Annotated in this window: 24 protein-coding genes; 6 read left to right on the top strand and 18 right to left on the bottom strand. The window is 26.3% G+C overall.

Going from position 1 to position 22,098, the window contains the following annotated elements:
- Window positions 1-61 precede the first annotated feature (61 nt).
- Together mtnA and mtnK are read right to left on the bottom strand one after the other, a co-directional pair.
- A complete protein-coding gene (gene mtnA / locus BT997_RS10290) occupies window positions 62-1,138 on the bottom strand; it encodes an S-methyl-5-thioribose-1-phosphate isomerase (protein WP_072681811.1) in 1,077 nt (358 codons plus the stop codon).
- A complete protein-coding gene (mtnK, locus tag BT997_RS10285) occupies window positions 1,135-2,361 on the bottom strand; it encodes an S-methyl-5-thioribose kinase (protein ID WP_072681810.1) in 1,227 nt (408 codons plus the stop codon). The genes mtnA and mtnK overlap by 4 nt, the downstream gene beginning before the upstream one ends.
- Before the next feature lie 163 nt (window positions 2,362-2,524).
- Between mtnK and BT997_RS10280 the strand changes: the two genes are divergently transcribed.
- Window positions 2,525-4,393: a cache domain-containing protein gene (locus BT997_RS10280; RefSeq protein WP_174247232.1), complete on the top strand. Its 1,869-nt coding sequence runs from the start codon at window positions 2,525-2,527 to the stop codon at window positions 4,391-4,393.
- Between the two features lie 66 nt (window positions 4,394-4,459).
- Here the strand turns inward: BT997_RS10280 and BT997_RS10275 are convergent, their stop codons facing one another.
- The 4 genes from BT997_RS10275 to BT997_RS10260 form a co-directional block, all read right to left on the bottom strand.
- Window positions 4,460-4,960: a YajQ family cyclic di-GMP-binding protein gene (locus tag BT997_RS10275; protein ID WP_143145186.1), complete on the bottom strand. Its 501-nt coding sequence runs from the start codon at window positions 4,958-4,960 to the stop codon at window positions 4,460-4,462.
- Between the two features lie 23 nt (window positions 4,961-4,983).
- Window positions 4,984-6,135 (bottom strand): DUF1501 domain-containing protein, encoded by a 1,152-nt coding sequence (locus tag BT997_RS10270; RefSeq protein ID WP_072681807.1) that lies wholly within the window; start codon window positions 6,133-6,135, stop codon window positions 4,984-4,986.
- Between the two features lie 9 nt (window positions 6,136-6,144).
- Window positions 6,145-7,479: a DUF1800 family protein gene (locus tag BT997_RS10265; RefSeq protein ID WP_072681806.1), complete on the bottom strand. Its 1,335-nt coding sequence runs from the start codon at window positions 7,477-7,479 to the stop codon at window positions 6,145-6,147.
- Window positions 7,480-7,574: 95 nt separating this feature from the next.
- Window positions 7,575-8,816: a uracil-xanthine permease family protein gene (locus BT997_RS10260; protein WP_072681805.1), complete on the bottom strand. Its 1,242-nt coding sequence runs from the start codon at window positions 8,814-8,816 to the stop codon at window positions 7,575-7,577.
- Between the two features lie 133 nt (window positions 8,817-8,949).
- Between BT997_RS10260 and upp the strand changes: the two genes are divergently transcribed.
- Window positions 8,950-9,573 carry a uracil phosphoribosyltransferase gene (upp, locus tag BT997_RS10255; RefSeq protein ID WP_072681804.1) on the top strand — a complete coding sequence of 208 codons (624 nt, stop codon included), beginning with the start codon at window positions 8,950-8,952 and terminating at the stop codon, window positions 9,571-9,573.
- Here the strand turns inward: upp and BT997_RS10250 are convergent, their stop codons facing one another.
- From BT997_RS10250 to BT997_RS10240, 3 genes are read right to left on the bottom strand one after another with little or no spacing between them, the layout of a single operon-like run.
- Window positions 9,574-10,335 (bottom strand): GDP-L-fucose synthase, encoded by a 762-nt coding sequence (locus BT997_RS10250; protein WP_072681803.1) that lies wholly within the window; start codon window positions 10,333-10,335, stop codon window positions 9,574-9,576.
- On the bottom strand, window positions 10,335-11,135 hold the full coding sequence (locus BT997_RS10245) for an ion transporter (RefSeq protein ID WP_072681802.1): 801 nt from the start codon (window positions 11,133-11,135) through the stop codon (window positions 10,335-10,337). Before BT997_RS10245 ends, BT997_RS10250 begins: the two co-directional genes overlap by 1 nt.
- A gap of 4 nt (window positions 11,136-11,139) precedes the next feature.
- Window positions 11,140-11,526, bottom strand: a complete 387-nt coding sequence (locus BT997_RS10240) for a DUF423 domain-containing protein (protein ID WP_072681801.1) — start codon at window positions 11,524-11,526, stop codon at window positions 11,140-11,142.
- A 177-nt stretch (window positions 11,527-11,703) separates the two neighbouring features.
- Between BT997_RS10240 and BT997_RS10235 the strand changes: the two genes are divergently transcribed.
- Window positions 11,704-12,222, top strand: a complete 519-nt coding sequence (locus tag BT997_RS10235; protein ID WP_174247231.1) for a DM13 domain-containing protein — start codon at window positions 11,704-11,706, stop codon at window positions 12,220-12,222.
- An 89-nt stretch (window positions 12,223-12,311) separates the two neighbouring features.
- Here the strand turns inward: BT997_RS10235 and BT997_RS10230 are convergent, their stop codons facing one another.
- The 3 genes from BT997_RS10230 to BT997_RS10220 form a co-directional block, all read right to left on the bottom strand.
- Complete coding sequence (locus BT997_RS10230; protein WP_072681799.1) at window positions 12,312-12,611, bottom strand: hypothetical protein; 300 nt, start codon at window positions 12,609-12,611, stop codon at window positions 12,312-12,314.
- Window positions 12,612-12,751: 140 nt separating this feature from the next.
- Window positions 12,752-13,198: a phosphoribosyltransferase gene (locus BT997_RS10225; RefSeq protein WP_072681798.1), complete on the bottom strand. Its 447-nt coding sequence runs from the start codon at window positions 13,196-13,198 to the stop codon at window positions 12,752-12,754.
- A 9-nt stretch (window positions 13,199-13,207) separates the two neighbouring features.
- Window positions 13,208-14,494, bottom strand: coding sequence for an NCS2 family permease (locus BT997_RS10220; protein WP_072681797.1), 1,287 nt, complete (start codon window positions 14,492-14,494; stop codon window positions 13,208-13,210).
- A gap of 134 nt (window positions 14,495-14,628) precedes the next feature.
- On the opposite strand from BT997_RS10220, the gene BT997_RS10215 reads away from it, so the two are divergent.
- The gene (locus BT997_RS10215; RefSeq protein ID WP_072681796.1) at window positions 14,629-15,486 is read left to right on the top strand and encodes a DUF89 domain-containing protein; all 858 of its coding nucleotides are present in this window, start codon (window positions 14,629-14,631) and stop codon (window positions 15,484-15,486) included.
- A gap of 63 nt (window positions 15,487-15,549) precedes the next feature.
- Entirely contained in the window at window positions 15,550-15,978 is a 429-nt protein-coding gene (locus tag BT997_RS10210) for a hypothetical protein (protein WP_072681795.1), read from the top strand.
- A gap of 210 nt (window positions 15,979-16,188) precedes the next feature.
- Here BT997_RS10210 and BT997_RS10205 read toward each other — a convergent pair whose 3' ends face one another.
- The 4 genes from BT997_RS10205 to BT997_RS10190 all read right to left on the bottom strand — a co-directional run bounded on the left by BT997_RS10205 (window position 16,189) and on the right by BT997_RS10190 (window position 19,327).
- On the bottom strand, window positions 16,189-16,932 hold the full coding sequence (locus tag BT997_RS10205; RefSeq protein WP_072681794.1) for a nickel/cobalt transporter: 744 nt from the start codon (window positions 16,930-16,932) through the stop codon (window positions 16,189-16,191).
- Between the two features lies 1 nt (window position 16,933).
- Complete coding sequence (locus tag BT997_RS10200; protein ID WP_072681793.1) at window positions 16,934-17,452, bottom strand: DUF1007 family protein; 519 nt, start codon at window positions 17,450-17,452, stop codon at window positions 16,934-16,936.
- A 27-nt stretch (window positions 17,453-17,479) separates the two neighbouring features.
- Window positions 17,480-17,863: a nuclear transport factor 2 family protein gene (locus tag BT997_RS10195; protein WP_072681792.1), complete on the bottom strand. Its 384-nt coding sequence runs from the start codon at window positions 17,861-17,863 to the stop codon at window positions 17,480-17,482.
- Window positions 17,864-18,181: 318 nt separating this feature from the next.
- Window positions 18,182-19,327, bottom strand: coding sequence for a PLP-dependent aminotransferase family protein (locus BT997_RS10190; protein ID WP_072681791.1), 1,146 nt, complete (start codon window positions 19,325-19,327; stop codon window positions 18,182-18,184).
- A gap of 119 nt (window positions 19,328-19,446) precedes the next feature.
- Here BT997_RS10190 and BT997_RS10185 point away from each other — a divergent pair, with 119 nt between their 5' ends.
- Window positions 19,447-20,304, top strand: a complete 858-nt coding sequence (locus BT997_RS10185) for a GyrI-like domain-containing protein (RefSeq protein ID WP_072681790.1) — start codon at window positions 19,447-19,449, stop codon at window positions 20,302-20,304.
- On the opposite strand, the gene BT997_RS10180 is transcribed toward BT997_RS10185, so the two are convergent.
- Together BT997_RS10180 and BT997_RS10175 are read right to left on the bottom strand one after the other, a co-directional pair.
- A complete protein-coding gene (locus BT997_RS10180; protein ID WP_174247230.1) occupies window positions 20,285-20,635 on the bottom strand; it encodes a cytochrome C in 351 nt (116 codons plus the stop codon). The two genes, BT997_RS10185 and BT997_RS10180, sit on opposite strands and share 20 nt — an antisense overlap.
- A gap of 44 nt (window positions 20,636-20,679) precedes the next feature.
- The gene (locus BT997_RS10175; protein ID WP_072681789.1) at window positions 20,680-21,987 is read right to left on the bottom strand and encodes a diguanylate cyclase; all 1,308 of its coding nucleotides are present in this window, start codon (window positions 21,985-21,987) and stop codon (window positions 20,680-20,682) included.
- Window positions 21,988-22,098: the final 111 nt, after the last annotated feature.

The raw sequence follows: 22,098 nt of genomic DNA, 5'->3' as shown, positions 1-22,098 counted from the left end.
TCCTTTTATAATAATAAAAGAAAGCGTATAATAAAAAAATTAAAAAAAAATGAATAAATCTTTAATTTATAAATTTATTATAAATTGATTTCTCATTTGTATCACATAAACCTTTTTCTGTAATTAATCCAGTAACTAACCTTGCAGGAGTAATATCAAATCCATAATTAACAGCTTTTGAGTTCTTTGGAGTTATTAAAAGTTCTTCAACTTCGCCATTTTTATTTAAACCTTTTATATATTTAACTTCATCTTCACTTCTAGTTTCAATGGGAATATCTTTTACTCCATCTTTAATCTCAAAGTCAAGTGTTCCTTCTGGAATAGCAACATAAAAAGGAATATCATTGTCTTTTGCTGCTAAAGCTTTTAAATATGTACCAATTTTATTTGCCACATCACCATTTGCACTCACTCTATCAGCTCCAACAATACATACATCAACTAAACCTTGTTGCATCAGATATCCACCTGTATTATCAGGAATAATTGTATGTTCTATATCATCTTGTCCTAATTCCCAAGCTGTAAGGTTTGCTCCTTGATTTCTAGGTCGTGTTTCATCTACATAAACATGAATATCAATACCTCTTCTTTTTGCTTCATAAATAGGAGCTAAAGCAGAACCATCATCCACAATTGCTAACCAACCTGCATTACAATGAGTTAATACATTAATTGATTTTTTACCTTTTTTATTCATAATATCTTCAAAAATATCACAACCATATTTTGCAATAAGGGAACTTCTTTGACTATCTTCATCACATATTTTTATTGCTGCACTTTTCGCTACTTCTAATAAATCTTCATTTTCATTTATATTTAAAATTGCTTCAAGCATAATATCAACTGCCCACATAAGATTTACAGCAGTTGGTCTTGATTCTCTAATTTCTTTAGACTTTTCTACTATAAATTTTAAGTCTTGGTTTTCTTTTACTGCTAAATAAACTCCAAGGGCACCAATGTTTCCTATAACTCCAGCACCTCGAACTATCATATCTTTTATAGATACAATAGCATCATCTGCATTTTTTAAAACAACAGTTTCTTCTATAAATGGAAGTTTTGTTTGATCAATTACTTCTACAAATCCATTTTCATTTAACCAAAAAGCTTTATACTTTCCATTCATTTAGTTTTTTCCTTGATAATATGTAATACAGTTTCTACTTTTGTTATATTTTTATGATCTTTTACAAGTACTTTAGCAATATCAAGTGTCATTTTAATTGCATAATCTCTTATCTTTTCATCTTTTATGTCTCTAATATCAGCTACTCCTGCTATTCCAAACATTCTTCTAGCCATTTTACAAGCTGCATAGCCTAAAGCATCTTGGAAAATATTTAACATAAACTCTTTTTTGTATTCTAGTAAATCATAATTATGAATAAATCCATTTACAATTAAGGCTGATTCTTCTTGCTCATTCCATAAATGTAAAAATTTTTCTTCAAATTTTATAAATATTTCTTCAATAGCTTTTAAAATCCATATTCTATACTCTTCTTGGGTATTTAAAGCTACATGGGAAGTATAAGACATAATAAGATTTCCAATCAAAGCGCCAATATCAAAGCCAAAAGGTCCAACAAAAGCAAATTCAGGATCAATAATAAAAGTCTCTTCTTGATTTAACATAATTGAACCTGTATGCAAATCACCATGAAGTAAAGCATCACTTTGAGTCATAAACTTATATTTTAAACCCAATACAGCTTTTTTAAAATTTGAATCTTCAAATAATTCTTTTGCTAAATTATGATTTATAGAATATTCATCATTTGTTTCATGTTCCATAAAAGCAAATGTGAAAACAAAATCTTCTGTTAATTTACATAATTCAGTATTTGAATTAAATTTATCAATAAGTTCTCTTTTTTCTGTTGAATTCAAATATAAAGATGAAGTTTTAAATAGATTTTGTGCTAAAAATGTTGAGATATGTTCTGCAAAATTTGGATATAAAGTTTTATTTATCATTCCTTGTCTCATAATAATATGTTCACCTAAATATTGCATAATAACACAACTCATATCTTCATTAACATCATAAAGTTTTGGGATATAATTAGAAGTGATTTTTGAAAATTGTTCTAAAGCCCTTATCTCAAAAGTCATTCTTTCTCTACTTAAAGGATATTCTTCACCTACACATCTTAAATATGGAACTGCTTGTTTAAGAATCAAAGCTTTTTTAGGATTTGGAATTGATTTAATTATAAAAACATAGTTTAAATTTCCATCACCAATTTCATCAATATATAAATCATCTGCATTAAAATAATTTTTTACTTCTTCTATAGAATGAATATATTCGATTATATTATTTTTATCTAAAATCTTGTAATCCATGTACTTACCTTTAATTTATAATAATTCAATATTTTATTCATAATTTATACATAAACTACTGAAATAACTAAAAAAAATTACATTAAAATCATATAATTTTTGTATAATTGCCACCATGAACTTTAAAAATGAAAATTTATTAATACTAGTAATAAGATATGCATTGCCATCACTAATATTATTTTTGTCAATAATTATAACTACATTTCTTTATTTTGAGAATAAATCTGAACTTAAAAGAATAAAAAAGAATACTCAAGAAGAATTTATTGAGAATAAAAAGCAAGTTATAAAAGAACAAATTGAACACATATATAATTATGTTATTGATGAGCAAAAAAACACAGAAGAACATCTCAAAGATTCCCTTATAAGTAGAGTTAATGAAGCTCATACAATAATTACAAATATATATAATCAAAATAAAAAGACTCATACAAAAGAAGAAATCACACAAATAATAAGAGCTGCAATAAAAGATATTAGATTTAACAATAATAGAGGCTACTTTTTCGTATATGACAAAGAAGCTACAAATATTATTCACCCTTTAATTCCAAAACTAGAAGGGACAAACCTTATTAATTATAAAGATACAAAAGGTATTTATGTCTTAAGAGAATCTCTTGCTTTATTAAAAGATAAAAAAGAATCCTATCAAGAATGGCACTGGAGAAAAATAAAAGGTGACAATAGAGAATTTAAAAAGATTGGTTTTGTAAAAAATATCTATGAGTTAGATTGGTTTTTAGGTACAGGTGAATACCTAGATGATTTTACAAAAGATATTCAAAAAAAGATTATCTCACAAATTAATAAGTTTAAATTTGGTGAAAATGGATATTTCATTGTAACAGATAGCAATAATAACTATATAAGTCATGTAAACAAAGAGTTAATAGGCAAAAATGCATTAAAAAAATTAAGAACACTAAATGATATTAAAGCTATAAAAAAGATAGAAAAAACAATAAATGAAAAAAAAGGATTTGTATATTTAGATTTTTATAAACCTAACTCAGACAAAGTTTCTTCAAAAATAATATATTTAAAAACTATACCAAAATGGAACTGGGTAATTAGTACTGGGTTTTATAAAGATGATGTTCAAAAACTAATTAATAAAAAGAAGAGGGAATTAACAGCAAAGTATAATGAAAATTTAAAAAACCTACTTATTTTTACAGTGATAATTACATTAATTTTATTACTTCTATCATTGTATCTATCTAATATCATAGAAAGAAAATTTAAAACATATAAAAATAGTATAGAATCTTATATAAAAGAGAATAAAAAACAATATAATCTATTGGCACAAAAAACCAAACTTGCAGCAATGGGTGAAATGATGGAAAATATTGCACATCAATGGAGACAACCTTTATCAGTTATTACAACTGCATCTTCGGGAATAAAGTTACAAAAAGATATGGATAATCTCTCAGATACTTTTTTAGATGAATCAATCAACAGTATAAATTCATCAGCTAATCATCTATCTGAAACAATTGAAGATTTCAGAGACTTTTTTAAACCAGATAAAGAAAAAATTAGATTTGAACTTAATACTGCGATTAAAAAAACAATTAAACTTCTTGCTTCTCAATTAAAAATAAATCAAATAGAAATTATTCAAAAGGTTGAGGACATAACAATTAGTAGTTATGAAAGAGAACTACTTCAAGTATTATTAAATATTATTAATAATGCAAAGGATGCTCTAATTGATAATAAAAACATACCTAAATATATCTTTTTAGACATCTATAAAAAAGAGAGCAAAGTTATCATTAAAATCAAAGATAATGCAGGAGGAATACCAGAAAATATCATAAATAGAATTTTTGAACCATATTTCACTACAAAACATAAATCCCAAGGTACAGGTATAGGATTGTATATGTCTCAGGAAATAATATCAAGACATATTAAAGGAACAATTGAAGTTGACAATACAAATTACGAATATGAAAATACGAAATATACTGGTGCAATTTTTACAATAACATTACCTCTTACAAACTCATAATTTAATTCTACTTTTTTATCAACAATGAATAAAACTTATATAGAAGGATTAATCCTTCTATATCTATTATTTAAAATTATCAAATACTAATGGAGATTTGAAATCTAAAGATTTAAGATGTTTCATTATTGTTTGTAAATCATCAATATTTTTCCCAGTAACTCTTATCTCATCACCTTGATTCACAGCTTTTACTTTTAACTTTAATTTTTTGATTTCAAGTTGTATTGTTTTTGCCTCATCTTGTTTAATTGAGTCTATAATTGCATAAACATATTTTCTATTTCCACCTGAACTATCATCTTTTTTTGCCTCATCTAGGGAATTTATAGATAATCCTCTTTTATTCATTTTTGTAATCAAAATATCATAAATTGCATCAACTTTATTATCACTAGATGAAGTGATTGTAAGAGTCTTAGCTCCTTGATTAAAATCTATTTCTTTTGTTATACCCTTAAAATCATACCTATTATCCATCTCTTTTTGAGCTTGAACAACTGCATTTTTCATCTCTTGCATATCTAATTTTGCAGATATATCGAAAGCATGTTCTTTTGCCATTATGGCTCCTTAATTTTTTATTTTTATTATAGAAAATTTAAGATGTCATAACTATTAAATTGATTATTTTTATTATTAAACCATTTAGACAAAATAGTATTATAATAAGTTCGATAATGAGTAGTATATATTAAATTGTTCTTTTTTAAATTATCTAAACTTGGAGCTTTACCGTACATTCCACCTTTTACTTTGCCACCAATTACAAATTGAGAAGATGCAGTTCCATGGTCTGTTCCATTACTTCCATTCTCTTTTACACGTCTTCCAAATTCACTGTATGTCACAATTAGAACATCATCAAAAAGATTGTATAATTTTAACTCATCAACAAAACTTTTTATTGCATTATCAAATTCTTTTAAAAGTTTGTTTTGTCTTTCAATTTGATTTGCGTGAGTATCATATCCTTTTTGAGATATTTTTATTACAGGTATATCTATTTTTGATTTTATTATCCTTGCAGCCTCTTTAAAATCATTTGAAATATCTGTCTCTTCAAAATCTGTTTTTATATCTATATTGTTAACATATTTTTCTAAAGATTTACTTGATCGTTTTATTGACTCTTTCTCTTTATTTAAAAAATCTAAACTACTATTTATACTAACATTTGATTTGATACCATCTAAAAATGATGCCTTTTGTATAAACTGTTTTATATTTTTAACTTGAAGAATATTTAAATCTTTTGAAAAAAGATGTCCTTTTTTTCTTTTCCCAAGAAGTATCGCATTTGCTGGTCTCATATCATTTAAATCATATTTTTGAAGTGTTTTTGAAATCCAACCTTCATCTAAATACTCATTTGATTTACTTGCAGTTTCAACTATCTCGATAGACCTAAAATGGGAAAAATTAGGCTTATCATAACCAAGCCCATGAATAAAAGCACAATTCTTCTCTCTATAAAGCTTTGAAACCCATCTTAAGCTTTTATTTAATCCAAAATCTTCTTCTATCTCATTTATTTTTTCTTTTTTTAAACCAATTGTAGGTCTTAATTTATAATAATTTTTATTTCTATAAGGAACAAGAGTATTTAATCCATCATTTCCACCATCAAGTTCAACTAAAATCAATGTTTTTTTAGAACCACTAATTGCTTTTACATCTATAGGAAATAAAATTGCACTTGCACAAAATAATGATAACTTTACAAAATCTCTTCTTTGCATCATATACTCCTATTTTAAATTATAAATTGGTTTTGATAACAGAGTTAAATAGTTCTTTTTATTATTCTTAAAAAGCATCTTACCCTCTACATTTAATGCATAAAAATAGTCTTTAAAATCGCTAAAATCTTTTATTTTCAATGATTTTATATTTTTATTATTTACTCTTCTTTTAATAGCCAATTTTATAAATTCACTTCTGTTTACTAAAGAAGTTGAATCAATCCAACTTTTTCCTTGCTCCCACCCTTTAACATTTGGAGGATTAAATAAATCCTGTCCCAAGTTTCTGGCAGTTTTACTTATAAATTTATAATCTTTTTGTTTAAGTTTTATATTCAAACTTTTAACTAATGAAGCTATTAGTTCTACAGGGGATTTAATCATATTTCCCATATTTTCTTCAATCCAAAAATCATCTGATAAAAGTAAGTTTTTCATCAATATAGAAATATCATAATTACTTTTTCTAAATATCAAAGCTAATCTTTCAACTTCTCCTATATTAAACTTTTCATTTATAAATTCTTTATATAGTTTTTGAACAATAAATTTAGATACTTGTTCCTCTTTTAAAACTATATTTATAATATCAGTTCCATTAAAATTTCCACTGTGGTTTTTAAAAGTTTTTATTCCATTATCATGATGTTTTTTAACTAATATTGATATATCTTTTTTTCTATTAACTCTAAGTCCTGTAAAGGCCCTTGCAGCTTCCTTGATATCATTTTCAGTATAATTACCCTCACCTAAAGTAAATAGCTCTAAAAGCTCCCTTGCATAGTTTTCATTAGGATGAGATTTTTTATTTGAGTTACTATCAAGATAAATAAGCATTGCTAAATCTTTTGAGCTTTTATGCAAAAGTTCATCAAATTTCCCTAATGCATTCTCTCTGTAAAGCATATTTTGTTTAAACATCAAATAAGGTGATTTTACAACTCTATATTCACTTGTAAAATGGTTATGCCAAAAAAGAGTCATCTTCTCTCTAAAAGAAAACCTAGAATCTAAAATCATTTCATGCCACCAAGTTTGTATTTCTAACATTTTTTGACGTCTTTGTTTTCTAAGCTTTTTTCTCTCTTCTTTTGAAAGTTCTTTAACCTTTCCTTTAAAAATAGATACTTCTTTTATATTTCTTGGTTTTTTATAAATATCTTTTGTATTAGCTTGTTTTAGTAAATAATCAACAGCCTCTTCTTTAGAAAAATTTTGAAAAGTTTTTAAATCTTTTTTTGTATATCCAAAAGATGTTCTATTTAATAAATGTTTCGATTCATCTAAAGTTAGTGAAAAAGCATTGATAAAAAATAATGATAAAATTAAAAAAAGTTTCATAAAATACTCCAGAAATTATTTCTAAGAGTATTCTATAATTGTGTTATTAACGTGTAGTTAACAAAAGAGAGAAAAGATTCTCTCTTTTTTAAAATTTATTCTTCTGTTTTTGGTTGTGGCAAAATTAAATTTAAAACAATACCAGTAATAGCACCAAGTCCAATACCAGAAAATGGTACACCACCAAAATTAAATGTCATACCACCAATAGAAAATACTAAAATCATTGAAACAATAACCATATTTCTAGGACAAGAGAAGTCTACATTTGCTCTTGTTAAAGTTGAGATACCTAATGATGCGATAATTCCAAATAGAAGTAACATAATTCCACCCATAACAGGAACTGGAATAGTTGCTAATAAACCACCTAACTTACCAACAAAAGCTAAAATGATAGCTGCTATTGCAGCCCAAGTCATAATTGCAGGATTGTAAGCTTTTGTAACAGTAACAGCACCTGTAACTTCTGAATAAGTAGTATTTGGTGGACCACCAAATAATGATGCAACAGAAGTTGCTAATCCATCTCCAAGTAGAGTATTTTTTAAACCTGGTTTTTTAAGATAATCTTCTTTTGTAACATTTGAAATTGCTAACATATCACCAATATGCTCAATTGCTGGAGCAATTGCAATTGGTAAAATAAAGATTATTGCTTGCCAATTAAACTCTGGAGCTGTAAAGCTTGGGATTGAAAACCATGAAGCTTTTGCAACAGAAGAAAAATCTACTATCCCAAAAAATAGTGCTACAATATATCCAATAACTATACCACCTAAAATAGGAACTAATTTAAAAATTCCTTTTCCAAGTAATGAAATGAAAACTGTTGTAAAAAGTGCAATCATTGATATAACAATAGCTTGTTCAAAAGGAACTAACTGTATTGCACCATCACCTGTTTTCCCCATTGCCATAAAAACTGCAACTGGAGATAAAATAAGTCCTATTGACATAATTACAGGACCTACAACAACAGCAGGAAGTAATTTATGTAAAAATCCATCACCTTTTAGTCTAATTAAAAAACTTAATAAAACATACATCAAACCAGCAGCAACTAATCCAGACATCGTTGCAGCAATACCCCAAGTTTTAACACCGTGAGAAATAGGAGCGATAAAAGCAAAAGATGAAGCTAGAAAAATTGGAGGAATAGCACCTCTATTTACAAATTGGAATACTAAAGTACCAATACCAGCTGTAAATAGCGCAACATTTGGGTCAAGTCCAGTTAAAATTGGTACAAGTACTAATGCACCAAAAGCAACAAACAGAAACTGAATACCTAAAATAGAGTCTCTAACTCTAAAGTTATAATCTGTGGGTTTCATAGATCCTCTTATAATAAAAAAATTTGATAATAATATCAAATTTATGGTTAAAACCGTGTAAATAAATGTGTAATTTATAAGCAATTTTTGGATAACATATTAATAGATTAACTAAAATAATAGGATATATTATATGTATAAAGAAAGTACCAATGTTGTTGTAAAACATTTAGTAAATAGATTAAGAGATGTTAGGACTGCTTCAAATGAGTTTAGACTTACAATTGAAGAGATTTCAAGAATTGTTGCAGCTGAAGCATTAACAGATTTTCCAACAGTAACACAAAATATCAATACTTGGCAAGGACCATTAGATGTTCAAATGCTAGAAGTACAAAAGTTAGTACTAGTTCCAATATTAAGAGCAGGAGAACCAATGCTTACTGGTATATTAAAAACTTTACCATATGCAAGAAGTGGTTTTTTAGCTATGAAAAGAGATGAAGAAACTTCTGAATCAAAACTATTTTATGAAAATATTCCATCACTAGAAGATAAAACAGTATTATTATTAGACCCAATGGTTGCAACAGGTGGTTCTTTAATTGACGGAATTGATTTCTTAAAATCGAAAGGTGCTAAAAAGATTTTATCATTAAACGTATTAGGTGCACCAGAAGGTGTTAAAAGAGTTCAAGATGCACATCCCGATGTTGATATTTATATTGCTCAAATAGATGAAAGATTAGATGAGAACAACTATATAAGACCAGGTCTTGGAGATGCTGGAGATAGAGCTTTTAATACAAACGAATAATTAAAATTCTAAAGGATTTGGATAATCATATCTAAATCCTAACCTTTCTATTTTACTTCCATCTACTATTCTTTTTTTACATTCTTTTTTATTTTCAAATATAGGTTCTTCAAAACCATATTTTTTTGCATTTCTTAAATAAACTTCTTTTTTTGTTGGGTGAGATGGAGCACAAAGATTAAAAATACCACATAAATCATTTCTAAGAGTAAACAATGTAGCTTTAATTATATCATCTCTATATACGTAATTAACTCTAGCATTTCCACTATCTACCACTTTCCCTGAAAAGTATTGACCTGCAATTCTATTGTATCCTATAAGTCCAGAGCACCTAAAAATAACATCTGTTTTCTCTTCTACTAATCTTTCTGCATCAAAAACTTTTTTTGAAATAGGATTATTTATTTGTAAATCTTCTTTTAAGAGTAAAGACTCGTTAGGATAAATAGATGTAGAGCTTATAAAAAAGACTTTATTTATTTTTGATTTAGCTACAAATTCATAAATTCTTTCTAAAAAGCTCAAATAATTTTTAAACTTAGAAGGTGGGAAATTAATAAATAAGTAATCAGTATCTAAAAGTTCTTCAAGATTATTATAATTCTCTTCATTTAATAAATAAGGGCTTAAACCCTCATTTATTAACTCTTTTTCTTTTTTTTCATCTTTTATAGACACCTTTACTAAAAAATCTTTTTTTAGCTCATTAGCTAATGCAAAACCAAGCCAACCAGCACCTAAAATAGAAAAAGTTTTCACTACTCTATCTTCTTTAAATCTTTTACTTCTTCTCTTAAAGATTTTATTTCATTTAGAAGTAAATCAAGTTTTAAATGATCTTCATGCATCTCTTTTTTCATATCTGCTTCTTGAAGTTTTTGCATTTCTCCAATAATAACTGCCACAAAAAGGTTAAAAAATACAAAGGCTGTAATAATCACAAAAGAGACAAAATAAATCCATGCCCATGAATAAACTTCCATAGCCTCATACATAACATCTGTCCAGTCTTCAAAAGTAAGAACTCTAAATAGTGTTAACATCGATACTAAAAAATCTTTCCATAAACCAGAAGGCAATTCACTAAAATAAAAATTCCCTACAATTGCATAAATATAAAAAATTATAAACATAAGTATAACAATATCAATAATAGAAGGAATAGCTTTAATAAGCATATCAATAATAGCTTTTAATTCTGGTCTTGAAGTAAATAGTCTTAAAACTCTAAATACTCTTAATACCCTAGCAACTGCAGCAAAACCAGATTGTTCTAAAGGTAGAAGAGTAATTACTACAATTACAAAGTCAAATAAATTCCAACCATTTTTAAAAAAATTCATAAATTTTTTTTCTGCAACCATTTTAATAGCAATCTCAAAAATAAAATATATAGTTACAAAATAATCTGCAAGTTTTAAAAATATTGCATAGTTTGTTTCAACTTCGCCCATAGTTTTAAAACCAAGAATTGAGGCATAAGCAATAATAATTATGGTTGTTAAATTAGAAAACCATTTAGCATCTCTTATTTCTTCTATTCTTTCAATCACCGTCATAATTTTAATCCTTGTAAATTGAAATTGCTAATAAAACCCAAGCAATTATTAATAAAGTTCCACCAATTGGAGTTATTGCACCTAATACTGGAATATTTAAAATAACTAAAAAGTATAAAGAAAATGAAAAGATAATCATCCCAACTAAAATAAGCCAAGATGCAACAACAACTTTTCTAGAGTTTGGTTTTAAATACATGATAAAAGATGCTGCAAAAAGTCCTAAAGTATTATAAAAGTGATATTCTACTCCTGTATTATAAGTTTTAAGTAGTGAATCTTCAACAATAGATTTTAAACCATGAGCACCAAATGCTCCTATTGCTATGGCAAGAGCCATCATAATCGAAGATATAGTTAAAAAAAGTTTTACATTTTTTTCTAGTTTCATAATTTATCCCTAATTTTTTTGGAAGTATATCTAAAAAATATTAATGAAATTTTTAATAATTTTTTTACACTAGTTAGTTTAATCTTTCCTAAAAATAATATTTCTACATATAAAAAACCTTAAAAGCTACAAAATCAAACACTTTAGCTACTTAGAAAAGTTATGATATACTTTTTTATGAAAAAAATTATTTTAATCGCAATTCTGATAATTGCATTACCAATTGCATATTGGTTAGTTTCTCCATTATTCTTTGATGTAAAAGTTGAAGAGAGTTTACCTAGTGCCACACAAACTTTTCAAGAACATGAAGAAGAACGAAAAAAGATGAAAGACACAATGGTTAAAGAAGATAAAAAAGAAATGAATAGTCTAAAAGAGTTAGGAAGTTTTGTTGATGCTGATAGCTCACATAAAGTATCAGGACAAGCTCTTCTTTTTAAAGACAAGGACAATCATATTCTAAGACTTGAAAATTTAAATTCTACAAATGGTCCAGACCTTTTTGTAGCACTTTCGGATAAAGAAAATCCAAAAACAGGAGACAGTGGTAAAATCAAAATCCTTGCAAAACTAAAAGGAAACCAAGGAAACCAAAATTATAATTTAGAAGATACAAAAATAGAAGACTATAAATCTATTCTAATTTATTGTAAAGCTTTTTCTGTAGTTTTTGGACATGCTACAATTAAATAATATCAATTCATTTATAACTTTTGTTTTTTAATTTAAAATTCAAAAGTTGTAAATTTATATATTAAAAACAGTTTTTATAAAACTAAAATCTAATTTTCTTTAGATTTAGGTGATGCTTCTTTATCTTTTTTATCTTTCTTCTTAGAAGAAAAACCAGCACCTTTTTTTTCTTTTTTCTGAAGATCTAAATCATTCATTAAAGTACGATAATCCATACCCTCTTGATTCATTTTTGCAAAACATGCAGCAATTGCAGCAATTGCATTAGGAACTTCTTCTTTCTTTTTATACGATTGGATATTTTTCTCACTTACTTTGATTAAAGCAGTGAATTTTGGAATAGTAAGTTCCGCATCGAGTAATAACTTTTTAAAGTCAATAAATGTCATTGATTTTTCCATATGTTAATTTATAAGTTATTATACATACTTAGCCTTGAAGTTTAGCTAAAAAATACTAGTTTTATATATTTTATATATATTTTATAGATAATAGTTTGAATTTATCAATCCAAACTATTACTATTTGATTAGATTACGTCTACTTCCCAGAAAAAGTCGATCCACTCATTTGCTTCTCTAACAGAATAATCTGGTTGTAAAACTGCTGTTTCTTTATAAAAAAGTGTTGCAAGTTTAAATTCAACACCTGGAAACTTCTTTCCAAGAACTTTTAAAATTTCTTCCATTGTCTCACCTGAGTCAACAATATCATCTATTATTAAAACTCTCTTTGCATGGGACATATCTGGGATATTAAAGATATTAAATGTATCAAGTTTTAATTCACCCTCATAATGAATTGAGTTTAAAGAATATAAATTTCTCATATCTAAAGCTTGAGCCATTAAGTGAGCAAGAGTTAATCCACCTCTTGCAACTGCTAAAAGAACATCCGGTTCATAACCTCTACATTTATCAACTAATGTTTGAGTGTCCTTTTTAAATTCATCGTAACCGTAATAATATTTTTCCAAAAATTTCCCTTATAAAATAAATGCTAATAAACTAATAAATGTGATTGTTAGAATACCAATATTTAAATCTTTATATTGGCCTCTAGCAAATTTGATGATAGTATACACTAAAAATCCTGCAGCAATACCATTTGTAATAGAAAAAGTTAGAGGCATTAATATAACAATTAAAAATGCTCCTGCACTTGTTGCTAAGTCAGAATCTTCAAAATTAATTTTTCCAAGTTCTGTAAACATTAAGACACCAACTACAACTAATACTGGGTAAATAGCATTTCCAGGAATAGATTTAAAAAGAGGTAACATAAACAATGTACCAATGAAGAATATAGCTGTGAAAACAGCAGTTAATCCAGTTCGTCCACCTTCTTCAACACCTGAAGCACTTTCAATAAATGCAGTAGTTGTAGAAACACCAAGTAAAGAACCAGCACTTGTTGCAATAGCATCTGCTTCAAGTGTTTTTTGTAAAGATTTATCATCTTTATTATTTTCTTGAAAAAGTTTTGCTCTTGTTCCAACACCTGTTAATGTACCTAAAGTATCAAACATATCAGTAATTAAAAATGTAATAATTACTGGTAATAAAGATAAAGTTAAAGCACTCATAATATCAAGTTTGAATAATATTGGTTCAATAGACGCAGGAGCACTTAGTATTGCTTCAGGGAAGCTTCCTAAACCAAAACTCCAAGCTACAACAGAAGTAATTGCAATTGATAAAATAAAAGCACCTTTAATTCTATATGAATAAAATGCAAAAGCTAAAATAAGTCCTAATACACCAAGTTGAACATCAGCTTTTGAAAAATCTCCAAGTCCAACTAATGTAGCTTCATTGTCTACAATCATACCCATTTGTTTTAATCCAATAAAAGCAATGAAAGAACCAATACCTGCAGAAATTGCACGTCTAAGACTCATAGGAATTGAAGTCATAATCCAGACTCTAAAGTTTGTAAATGAGAGAATTACAAAAAGAATACCTGATAAAAATACAATACCTAAAGCCGTTTCCCAAGGTATTTTCATACCTAATACTAAACCATAAGAAAAGTATGCATTCAATCCCATACCAACTGACATTGCAATTGGAGTATTTGACCATAAACCACTGAAAAGTGTTGCTAAGATTGTAATAAGTGCTGTTGCAGTAACAACTGCTTCCATAGGAAGCCCTGCATCAGCTAAAATAAATCCATTAACTGGAACAATATACATCATAGTTAAAAATGTTGTAAAACCAGCAGAGAACTCAGTAAAAACATTAGTATTATGTTCTTTTAGCTTAAACATAAAATTATCCTTAAATTTTGAAATTAAGTTTTGATTATACAAAATGTAAGGTAAAAGACTACTAAAAATATGTGATAATAATGTGACAATTGTGTAACTTATAATCGCATGAATAAAAAATATAAAGAAATATTATGAATATTACAAACGAATGTGTAAATTGTATTGTAGGACAAATAGATAAAGCTACAAAACTTTTAAATCTTGAAGAGAAATTATCTCTAGAAATAATGAATGAAGTAGAAAGGAGAGCTTTATCGTTCTCTTTTAATGACACTCCACCTTTTGTAGCTAAGGATGTGTATCAATATCTTGCATTAAAAACAAATCTTGATGACCCTCTTGAAAAATTAAAACAAGAATCTATAAAAAAAGCTACAAGTTATTTACCTTTAATTGAAGAAAAAATCAAAAATAGTAACGACAAACTTTTTACTGCTATTAAAGCAGCTGTTGCGGGAAATGTAATTGACTTTGCAACTACAAAAGAGTTTTGTTTAGATAAAGAAATAAACTCTATTTTTGATACAAATTTTGCAATAAATAATTATGAAATTTTTAAAAAAGAATTGGAAAAAACAGATAGATTAATAGTACTTAGCGATAATGCGGGAGAAAACGTATTTGACAAAATTTTAGTTAAAACTATAAAAGAATTATATCCAGAAACTAAAATATATTATGCAACAAGAGGAAAAGCAATTATAAATGATATTACTACTAAAGAAGCTTTTCAAGTTGGTATTGATGAATATTGTGAAGTAATTAGCTCAGGAGTAGATACTCCAGGATTAGAAAAAAAACAAGCAGATAAAAACTTTTTAAAACTTTTTGAAAATACACCTCTTATTCTTTCAAAAGGAATGGGAAACTTTGAATGTCTAGAATCATATCAAGATAAAAGAATTTTCTTTTTATTCAAAGTTAAATGTGATGTAGTAGCAAATCAAATTTCACGAAACTTAGGTGAAATTATTTTAAAAAGAGGATAATTTAACAAAGATAGTTTATATATGAAATTATAAGCTATAATGTCAAAAAATTTAAGGGTATAAATGGCTAAAGGTAAAAAAACTGTTATAAAAGAGATTATGTTATTAGAAGATGATGTAATTTCAATAAATGGAAAAGAATACGTTATCTTAGAAACAGCAGAAGATATTGAAACTGCAACTATTATGAAAATTTCTTCAAATGGAAATAGAATATTACGTTTTGATGATGAAAATAAAAAAGCAAGAATTGATGTAAAAAGAGAGATAAATATTGTTAAATATACTATCAATGACCAAGAAAGAGCTAAGTTATTTCAAAAAGGAAATGATAAATCTAATTTAAATAATGCTGATAAAAGAGTTGTTGTAGCACAAGCATTTTCATATATCAAAGCTCGTGAAATAGTAGCACAATTTGGAGATAAAGAGAGTTCAAAATATAATCCAGAAATTGGAAAAAGTGTTTTTTATTTATTAGAAGAAGAATAAAACAAGCTGTGTAAAAAGGTTATGAAGAGTAATATTGGTACATTATTTATTTCGAACTAGAGTTTGACACTTTTTCAATTGGTTATTTTTTTGAAGAAAGATTGGATGAAGTTTTAAATATATGATTTTAGTGTTAATAGTATTGATATAGAAGTTACAAAGGATAGTTAAGAAAAAGTTTTGGAGAGATAAATAAACTCTCCTAAAAGCTTATTTTATATTGTTAATATATAATAAAATAAACCCTAAACTAAAAATTAATACTCCTCCAATAATTTCTAATATAAAACTTTTATTTTCTAAAAAACTATTTGTTCTTTTATTTAAAGTAATTGATAAGATACCAACTAGAGATATTGTAAATCCCATCCCAATACTCATAGTAATAGCAGCTAAAACTCCTAATAGATATTTTTTTAGCATAATACAAAATAGTACTATAGTCATAACCCCAGGACAGGGAACCACTCCTGCACTAAAAGCAAGAGCATATTTACTTCTACTTTTTTCAATTCCTTTCTCTTTTTGTTTTCTTGAAAGGTAAGAAGAGACTATTATATAAACACCTACAAGGATAATCATAACGGCACTTATTTGCATAGTAATATTTGAGTAGTGGTTAAAGTTTTGTCTAAACATTTTTTCTAAAATAAAAAATATTCCAAATGTCAAAACCAATGCAGATATAGCATGTATAACAGAGATTAAGTATCCTAAAGAAAAAGCTTCAGAATACGTATTTTTATTAGTAGAGAAATAAAAAGCAACTAAAGCTTTTCCATGCCCCGGACCTGCTGCATGAATAAGTCCATATAAAAATGCAATACCCAAAACAAGTAATGAACTTGAAAGCATATTTTCATCGTTAATATTTTTTATACTAGAAGATATATAATTATTTATTTTAAATTGATATTGGATTAGTTGTTTAATAAATTCATCATAGAAGTTCATATTAGTTTACTCCAAATATCTCTTTTTTTAGTTGTTCCATTTTACTTTTATTTACACCTCTTAGTTTTATATAATCTTTTTCTAACATCATTCCTACAAATAACTCTTCATCTTCAAAATCAATTTTTAAATTTTTTGTATCTATTTTTTGTTCGATATCAAAACTATAAATTAGTTTATCTTTTTCTATTGATGCTTTAAAGTTTTTTGGATTTATTGAAACATCACTTTTATTTGACAGTATTTTCATATAAAAGTTCTGTTTTTCTAGTGAAGAAAAGTAGTTTTTATAGATATAGGTATTTTCATTTTTATCGAATTTTCCATTTGCATCTTCATCAAGTTCCATTATCAACATCATTGAAGTCATTTCATCAAGAATCCACTTGATATGAAGCTTATCAATCTTTTCATTTTTTATTTCTATCGTTGGTTTAACTTCAATAAATGTATGAGGATGGCTAAAAACTTTTGTGAAGAGTAACATTAAAAGTATAATTGTTTTAAGTACATGGTTCATAGAATAGATTATCTCTTTAAGTTATAATTACAATGTTCTTGGAATTTGAGATGAATGATGATTTAAAATTGGACTATTTTTTGATATGTCTAATAGATAACTGAATCTTGCCTCAAAATTGAATAGCTCACCATCAATAGCAAAACGCCAGGTATAAATACCCGTAATTGCAAATATCTGATTCTCTATTTCTTGAGTAATAACTGTATTGTCATGTAATGAGATACTTAACTGTTTTTTCTTCCCAACTTTTCCAAAATATTCTTTTATTTTTTCTTTTGTGTCTAATAATCTGTTTGAAAAAGTTGGAATTAAAACTGCTTTTTCATTATATAGACTTAGTAGTTTTTTTGTATCTGCAGAATTAATACTATCTATCCATTTTTGAAGAATATATCTAGCTTTATTCATGTGTTGTTTTCCTTTTTTTATTAACTTAAGTAGTTGTTTATATTATGCGACTAAGTTGCAGTTTAATATTATAGCAATACAGTTTTAAATGCAACTAAGTTGCAGTATTTAATTTTAAAAAGGAGATATATTGAAAAAAGAGAAAATTTTTATGTTTTAAAATATATTGTTTCAACTCATTACGAGTTTATTGAGATAATTATTTTTAATCTTTGGAACTTTCTCTAAATTTCAAACTAAATTGTTGAAGTATGATATAATTTTAATGACTATTAGCTACTAACGCAAATTTTTGAATGGTCTCTTATCCCCTATAAACTAGGATAACCTTTCTTTAAACATCTTAAACCAAATTGACTCATTTTTAGTTATTATCATATTTGATATCTCTTTTATTCCTTTTTCTATCTGTTTTTTAGACGAGTTTGTAAAATTAAATCTTGCCTCTTTAGATTTTTTACTATCTGCAAAAAATACTTGGGCAGGTACAAACGCTATATTTTTTTTCAATACTTCTTTTGCTAATAAAAAACTATCTTCTTGAAATTTCCCATAGATAAACATTCCACCATTTGGTTTTTCAAATTGAAAACTTGGAATATATTTCTTAAAACAACTTGCCATAAATTCCATTTTTTCTTTATAGTCCATTCTAATCTTTTTTAAATGTTCAAATAAATCATTATCTTCCAGAAACTGATTTAAAATCATTTGATTTAAAGTTGGAGTATGTAAATCTAAAGCTTCTTTTGAAACTAATATCTTCTCAATAAATTTTTTATCACATCTAATCCACCCTACTCGTAAACCAGGTGCTACTATTTTTGAAAATGACCCTAAATGGAAACTTTTTTGATAATACGCACTAATAGGCTTTTTTATCTTTCCATCAAAATCCAACAAAGAATAAGCTGCATCTTCTATTAAAAAAGATCCTTTTTTATTTAAAATATGTGCAATCTCTTTTCGCTCTTCTTTTTCTAAAGATTTTGCATTTGGATTTGCAAAATCACTCATTACATATAATCCATTATCTTTTTTTAATTGATAATTTAAAGAACCTATATATTTAAAATCCTTTACTTTTAAATCTAAAACTTTAAAAGCTGATAAGGCTCCAATATAAGTTGGGGTCTGTACTATTACCTCTTTTTCTAAAAAAGTTTTACTTATGATATCAAAAGCTTGTTGACTCCCTGTAGTTATTAATATTTCATCTTTTGTAGTTGGAAAATCAAAATATTTAGTATATAGCTTTGCAATTTTTTCTCGTAAATCTTCTATTCCTTGAGATTTTGAATATTGCATGCTTGAACTATCATCAAGTACTTTTAAAGATGCATTTTTTAACTTTTCCATAGGAAATAAATTTTCATCAGGTAATCCACCAGCAAAAGAGATAGTCTCTTTATTTGTTGCATCTAATATTTCTCTTATATACGAGCGTTTAATACTCTTTGTCATAATCTCTCCTTTTTTCACTTAGAGCATTTTATTAGAATAATTTTTTTTATTCTTTATCCTATATTTCAAAATATTTGTCTTATATTGCTATTTTTGTTATACTTTTAGATGGAGTTTAAATGAAAAAAGATACAAAACAGGAAAGAGCCAATATAGTAAACAATTCACTATTTTATATTTATAAATATATAGATACACCAATATCTTTGGATGAATTAGCAAAACTAAACTCTGTTAGTAAATACCATTTTCATAGAATCTTTAAAGAAGAAACAGGAAAAACACTTTTTGAAACAATTACTTCTATAAGATTACAAAAAGCCGCAAATTTACTTATCGTAAATCAGTACTCTACAATAAGTGAAATCATTACAAAATGTGGTTTTTCATCACACTCTTCATTTATAAAAGCTTTTAAAAGAAGATTTATATATACACCTAAACAATGGAGAAGTGGAGCCTATAAAGAGTATTCAAAAAAACTACTAGAAGAGTATCCTAAAATTACAAACTTTAAAAATCTAGAACCTGAAATAAAACCATGTGATGCAATACATTGTGCATATATCAGACATAAAGGTTATGATTTAAGTATAAAAAAAACATGGCAAAGGTTAAATGCTCTATCTTATGAACTAGGATTAGAAAACTGTAGACAAATTGCATTACAACATGATAATCCTACTATTACACCTTTAAAAGAAGCATCTTATGTTGCAGGTATTGAAGTTCCAAAAGATTTTAAAGGAATTAGTACTCTAGAAATACCAAAATGCTTATGTGCAGTATTTTCTTTAAAAGGCGAATATGGTGATGTATTAAATCTTATGAGATATGCTTATCATTTTTGGTTACCAAATTCAGGGTATGAATCAAAAACAATGCCCTCTTATTCTATTTATAATTCAAACCATTTTTTAAATAAAGATGGAAAAATTGATTTAGAGTTTTATTTACCTATTTCGGTGGCTTATTAAAATTTGTTTTAAAAATATATCTTGCAATCTCTTCTAAAGCAAGTTTATCATACCCAAGTTCAGGCATCAGTTCAAACTCATCAATTGAATATTTCATTATAGAAGTTTCAGCATTTGGTTTTAAAACCCATTGAGTCATATAATTTACAAAGTCTTCTTCTATAGGAAAAGCATTGATATAATTCTCCTTTACTTCAGCAATAGAAGGTGCAGAAACTTTCTTTGTTTTAAAATGACAAGTCACACAATTGCCATAAAAAAGAAGTTCTCCATAATTTGAAGCATATATATTATTAAAAAGTAATATAAGTAGTATTAATAATTTTTTCATAAAATTATATTATCAAATTTTATAGTTTCTTTTTATGATTTGGGTCAAGCTTTAGAAATTGAAACTCTATTTCGTCCATTTCTTTTTGAAGAGTATAAAGCTTCATCTGCTCTTATTAAAATATCATCTAATTCATTATCATCTTTATTATTTAAACAACTAATTCCCATACTAATTGTTATAGAAATATCAAAAGCTTCCGAAGTATAATTTTCTTCTTCTACAATTTTTCTTAGTTTTTCAGCAATTATATAAGCACCATCACATGAGGTTTCATTTAATAATACAATAAACTCTTCACCTCCAATTCTTGCAACCAAATCAGATGACCTTATTGTATTTTGAATAGTTTGAGAAACTACTTTTAAAACTTCATCACCAATAAAATGACCATATTCATCATTTATTTTTTTAAAAAAATCTACATCTATAATTATCAAAGATAATTCTGTTTTATCCCTTTTAGCAAGTGAAAAAAGTTTATTCCCTAGTTCAAAGAAATATCTTCTATTCGGAATTTTAGTCAAAAAATCTATCGTTGCTAGCTCATTTAGTTTTTTTACACTAGCTTCTAACTCTTCTGTTCTATTTTTAATTTTATCTTCTAAATTAGTATTTAATAATTCAATTGTTTCTTGTCTTTTATAAATTGAATTAATAAAATAAACTACAACTACTGATATAAATAAAGCTATAAAAATTACTGCTGCTGTTAAAGATAAACTATTACTTTTTATCAACATTATTTTTTCATTATAATTATCAATTGGAATAGTAACTCTCAAACCACCTCGTACATCACCTAGTACATAATCTTGCTCTGCATGGCACTCTAAACATGCTCTTTTTACTTCTAAAGAGCCCATAAAATTGAAACTATTATCTTCTATTCTTGTATAGTATTTTTCGTTTTTATTTGTTTTAAAATAATTTAAGGCTTCTGTTTCAAACGCATCTGCTTTATTATTAGGATTTATGGGGTTTAAACTAGTAATTTTATAATAATACTTTCCATTCTTGTTAGCTATTTCAGATATTTGTCTTGTCATCCAAGCTGGATTTATTTTAATTAAAAGTTCATTGTCTTTTGTAAAAGTATGATTATCTTTTAAATATTTGTTTAGTTCTAAAGAAGAATTTGCTTTTACATAAATCCCACCATGTTCTGCATTCCAAATTCGAGTATCAATCATATTCTGAAAATGCGCTATAGCCTCTTGTTTTAAAGATTTTTCAGATAATTCAACATATTGTATTTTTGAGATATTAATATAATATAAAATAAAAGTAGTTCCAAAAAGTATAGATAATAGAAATAAAAAAATAATAACACTTTTATTAAAGCTTTTCATAATAAATCCATCTTTTTTGTATCCTAATATTATACTATTTTTTTCTTAAAATAATATTTTCACATATAAAAATAACTTAATCTATTCTGAACTTCTTAAATTCTTAATTTC

This window comes from Arcobacter sp. LA11, from assembly GCF_001895145.1.
Classification (GTDB): Bacteria; Campylobacterota; Campylobacteria; order Campylobacterales; family Arcobacteraceae; genus Halarcobacter.
The sequence above is the reverse complement of the archived record's forward strand: the minus strand, read 5'-3'. Positions and strand labels throughout refer to the sequence as shown.